The sequence below is a fragment of the Mitsuaria sp. TWR114 genome (genome assembly GCF_007997345.1).
This window is the reverse complement of sequence record NZ_VOSR01000602.1, coordinates 1-5,048: the sequence shown is the minus strand read 5'-3', so window position 1 is coordinate 5,048 and position 5,048 is coordinate 1. Positions and strand designations below refer to the sequence as shown.

1 protein-coding gene and 2 pseudogenes are annotated in these 5,048 nt (G+C 69.5%); all 3 read right to left on the bottom strand.

Annotated features, from left to right (window positions below; all coding sequences use genetic code 11):
- Positions 1-219: pseudogene (locus FUT87_RS20465) on the bottom strand (phospholipase); the annotation flags it as partial.
- Positions 220-289: 70 nt separating this feature from the next.
- A complete protein-coding gene (locus FUT87_RS20460) occupies positions 290-2,485 on the bottom strand; it encodes a TonB-dependent siderophore receptor (RefSeq protein WP_147242211.1) in 2,196 nt (731 codons plus the stop codon).
- Between the two features lie 246 nt (positions 2,486-2,731).
- Positions 2,732-5,040: pseudogene (locus tag FUT87_RS20455) on the bottom strand (Tex family protein).
- Positions 5,041-5,048: the final 8 nt, after the last annotated feature.

Here is a 5,048-nt window from a genome sequence, read left to right as displayed (position 1 = left end):
GGCCATGCGCCAGGCGCCGATCGAGGCGCCCAGCAGGTGCACCTCCTGGCCGCCGGACGGGAGGAACTCCCCGAACAGATGGGCGTCGAGCGCGCTGAGGATCAGCCCCTTGGGGCCGCCGGCCGCGCCGGGCACGGCGCGCACGTCGGCGGCGCGCAGGCCATGGTCGCGCAGCCGTTGGCGCGCACGGGGTCCGGCGAGGATCTGCAAGGCCTGCATCGGGCGGTTCGTCCTTTCATGGGGCAACGACACCCGACGCGGCCGGCCGCCCCTCGCCTGATCGTCAGGCTCAGAGCTTCATTTCCAGGTTGAGCTGGAACCAGGGCTTGAGGCTGCGGCCGGTGGCGTAGTAGTCGCCATTGGCCAGCGCGGTCTCGGCCCGCGCGTCGAGCGGGAAGAGATTATTGGCCGAGAAGCGGACCGAGGTCTTGGGGTTGACCATCCATTGGGCGAAGACGTCCAGGCCGCGGTTGCGCGAGAACTCGACCTGCTGGCGGTCGGTCTGGCGGACCGTGTAGACCGGCGTGTAGTTCAGGTTGGCGCCGGTGGTGACCGGCACGCCGCTGAAGCGGTAGTCGAAGCCCAGGTTGGCGGTCCAGGGCTGCTGCTGGTCCAGGCGATTGTCCGGCCCGGACACGGCCTTCACCCGCGAGCGGTAGACGCTGAACGAGCTGCGCAGGTTCAGCGGCGTCTTGGCCTCGAACAGCGACGGGAACAGCTCGCCGGCGCGGCCCTTGAGCTCCAGCTCGATGCCGCTGGTGGTGGCGCTGGAGAAGTTGGTCGGGCGGATCACGTAGCGCGGCACCGGCACCAGCGCGCTGGCCGGATCCAGCGTCACGACGTTGCGGATCAACTGGCTGATGTTGCGGTGGAACAGGCCGACGCTGAAGAGACTGCCGCCGCTCAGGTACTTCTCGTAGGCGATGTCCAGGCCGGTGGCGAGTTCCGGCTTGAGGCCCGGATTGCCGACGCGGTCGGGATTGAGTTCGTCGTTGGCCTGGCCGGGGTCGGGGAACTTGCTGTTCAGCGTGTAGCGGCCCAGCATCTGCGTCAGCTCCGGCGCCTTGTAGCTGCGCGTCAGGCTGGCGCGGATCATGTCGCGCGCCTTCGGGTCCAGCTTGTAGGTCAGGTGCCACAGCGGCGACAGCACGCTGGAGCTGTTGCGCGCATCGGTGGCGACGCCGCGGCTGGTGGTGACGATGCGCTCATGGCGCAGGCCGAAGTAGGTCGACCACTGCGGGTTGATCTCCCACTCGTCCTGGATGAAGAAGGCCTGGCGGCGGATGCGCGCGCCGAAGTTCTCGCCGTTGAGCGCCGGCAGCTGCTCGCCGCCGGCCACGGTGGTGTCGCGGATCTCGTCGCGCTTGCGGAACTCGAAGTCCCAGCCCAGTGTCACCGTGTGCTCGTCGCCCAGGATCTGGCTGTACTTGCCGGCCTGGGTCAGGCTGCGGTCGCGGCTGTCGATCACCGCGTCCACCGGCGCGGCCGCGTTCAGCGTGTGGTTCTCGATGTGGTTCTTCGCATCCTGCACGCCGGCCTTGAGCTCCCACTTCTGCGTCTCGCTGAAGCGGTTGTTCCATTGCAGGTTGGCGCGCAGCATCTGCCAGACGCCCTGGTTGTCGCTGTCGTCGTCCAGGCGCGGCGTCTTGTACTGGCCGTCCGGCACCAGGCGGACCGAGTTGTTCCACCAGCCCTTCTGCGCGAAGCCCTGCAGCGACACGCTCTCGTCGTCGCTGATCTTCCAGGTCGCGCGCGGCGCGGAGTTGAAGGCGTGGCCCCAGTTGCGCATCTTGCCGTGCTGCGCGGCGACGACCGGCTGGTCGTTCAGGTCGGTGCCGTTGCGCTCGGTCGAGGAACGCATCTCCTGCAGCCACTGGAAGGCGGAGACCGGCACCGACAGCGAGACCGGCCCGAAGCGCTCGCCGAAGGTGAAGGTGGCCGAGGGGACCGGATGGTTGATGTTGTAGCCGGCGCCGATGCGCAGGTCGCGCTGCGACACGCGCGGCGCCTCCTTCAGGATGATGTTGATCGCGCCGGCCACGGCCTGCGCGCTCTGGTCGGCGCTGGGGCCCTTGGTGACCTCGATGCGCTCGACCTGCGCCGGATCCAGCTGGTCCAGCTTGAAGCCCGGGGGCGCCGAATCGCCGTTGATCAGGATCAGCGTGTAGCCCGAGCCCAGGCCGCGCATGCGGGGGGCGCCGTCGGCCACGTTGACGCCGGGCAGCCGCTTGAGCACGTCGGCCACGCTGGTGTCGCCGTAGCGATCCAGCTCCTCGCGCCCGTAGACCTGCTTGGCCACCGGCGCGCGGCGGCGCAGGTCCGAATCGTTGGCGCGGCCGGTGATCTCGACGCGATCCAGGCGGCGGCCCGCGGCCGGTTCGTTGCCCATGCCCGGGGGCGCTTCCTGGGCCCAGGCGGACACCGCGGGCAGGGCGACGGTCAGGCAGACAAGGGCACAGGCCCTGGCGATGGCGTGGGTCTTCAAGGGGGCTCCCGAGATTCGTGTCGACACGATGGCGATGTGTCGACTTTTGTCATTGACGGTAAACGGCGCGCAGCGTAGCTGCACGCCGCCCGTTCTGACACCTCGGCTGCGACCGGCCGCGAAAAATGTGGGATCAAACGCGATTCGACGCCGCGGATGGCATGGCCGGCCGGCCCGGGCGTGGCGGGAGTCGCCTCGGCGACGGGACGCGGGCGAACAGCGCCCCGCGCCCTCGCCCGCCGCGGATCAGCGCTTGAGCTTGGCGAAGGCCGCTGCCATGGCGCCGCCCTGCGGCTGCGCGGCCTGCTGCGGGCGACCGCCGCCCTGGCGCTCGTTGCGACCGGCGGGGCGGAAGCTGTTGTCCGTCTTCGCGCCGCCGCGCGGCGCCTGCGCGTCCAGCTTCATCGTCAGCGAGATGCGCTTGCGGGCCAGGTCGACCTCCAGCACCTTCACCTTCACGATGTCGCCGGTCTTCACGACCTCGCGGGCATCGTTGACGAACTTGTTGGCGAGCTGGCTGACGTGGACCAGGCCGTCCTGGTGGACGCCCAGGTCGACGAAGGCGCCGAACTGCGCCACGTTGGACACCGTGCCCTCCAGCACCATGCCCTCCTTCAGGTCCTTGATGTCCTCGACGCCGTCATTGAAGCGCGCGACCTTGAAGTCGGGGCGCGGATCGCGGCCGGGCTTCTCCAGCTCGCCGAGGATGTCCTTCACCGTGATCGCGCCGAAGCGATCGTCGGCAAAGGCCTCCGGCTTCAGCGCGCGGATCACGTCGGACTTGCCCATCACGTCGGTGATCGGCCGCTGCACCTGCGCCAGGATGCGCTCGATGACCGGGTAGGTCTCGGGGTGGACGCCGCTGACGTCCAGCGGGTTGTCGCCGTCGCGGATGCGCAGGAAGCCAGCGGCCTGCTCGAAGGTCTTCGGCCCCAGGCCGGTGACGTCCAGCAGCTGCTGCGGTTGCGGAACGCGCCGTTGGCATCACGCCAACGCACGATGGAGGCAGCCACGCCGGCCGACAGGCCCGACACGCGCGACAGCAGCGGCGCGGACGCGGTGTTCAGGTCGACGCCCACCGAGTTCACGCAGTCCTCGACCACCGCGTCCAGCGTGCGCGCGAGCTCGCTCTGGTTGACGTCGTGCTGGTACTGGCCGACGCCGATGGACTTCGGATCGATCTTCACCAGCTCCGCCAGCGGGTCCTGCAGGCGACGGGCGATCGAGACCGCGCCGCGCAGCGACACGTCGAGGTCGGGCAGCTCCTTGGACGCGAATTCCGACGCCGAATACACCGAGGCGCCGGCCTCGCTGACGACGACCTTCTCGATCACCGTCTCCGGCGACATCGACTGGATGCGCTTGATCAGGTCGGCGGCGAGCTTGTCGGTCTCGCGCGAGGCGGTGCCATTGCCGATCGCGATCAGGTTGACGCCGTGCGTGGCGCACAGCCGGCCCAGCGTGTGGATCGAGCCTTCCCAGTCGCGCTTGGGCTCGTGCGGATAGACGGTCGAGGTGTCGAGCACGCGGCCGGTGTCGCTGACCACGGCGACCTTCACGCCGGTGCGGATGCCGGGGTCCAGGCCCATCACGACGCGCTTGCCGGCCGGTGCGGCCAGCAGCAGGTCGCGCAGGTTCTCGGCGAAGACCTTGGTCGCGACCTTCTCGGCCTCCTCGCGCAGGCGGGCGAACAGGTCGCGCTCCAGGCTCAGCGACAGCTTGACCTTCCAGGTCCAGGCGACGGTCTTGCGGATCAGCTCATCGCCGGCGCGCTTGGCGTGGCTCCAGCCGAGGTGGCGCGCGATGCGGCCTTCGGCCAGCGAGGGCTGACCGGGCACCAGCTCTTCGTCCAGCGCCAGCTTGGCGTCGAGGAACTCCTGCGTGCGCCCGCGGAAGACGGCCAGCGCTCGGTGCGAGGGCACGGTGCGGATCGGCTCGGCGTAGTCGAAGTAGTCGCGGAACTTGGAGATGTCGGGGTTGTTCTCGTCCTTGCCGTCCATCAGCTTCGACTTGAACAGGCCCTCCTCCCACAGCCATTCGCGCAGCTTGCCGATCAGCACGGCGTCCTCGGCCCAGCGCTCGGACAGCAGGTCGCGCACGCCGTCCAGCACCGCGTAGGCATCGGCGAAGCCGGCATCGGGATTGAGGAAGGCCGCCGCCTCGGTCATCGGATCCAGCGACGGATCGGCGAAGAGCTTGTCGGCCAGCGGCTCCAGGCCAGCCTCGCGGGCGATCAGGCCCTTGGTGCGGCGCTTCTGCTTGTAGGGGAGGTAGAGGTCCTCGAGCTCCTGCTTGGTCGGCGCGGCCGCGATGGCGGCGGCGAGTTCCGGCGTGAGCTTGCCCTGCTCCTCGATGCTCTTGAGCACCGCCTCGCGGCGGTCCTCGAGCTCGCGCAGGTAGCTCAAGCGGGCTTCCAGCTCGCGCAACTGGATGTCGTCGAGGCCGTCGGTGGCTTCCTTGCGATAGCGGGCGATGAACGGGACGGTGGCCCCGCCGTCGAGCAGCTCCACGGCGGCGTTGACCTGGGCCGGGCGAACCTTCAGCTCGGCGGCAATCTGGAGGA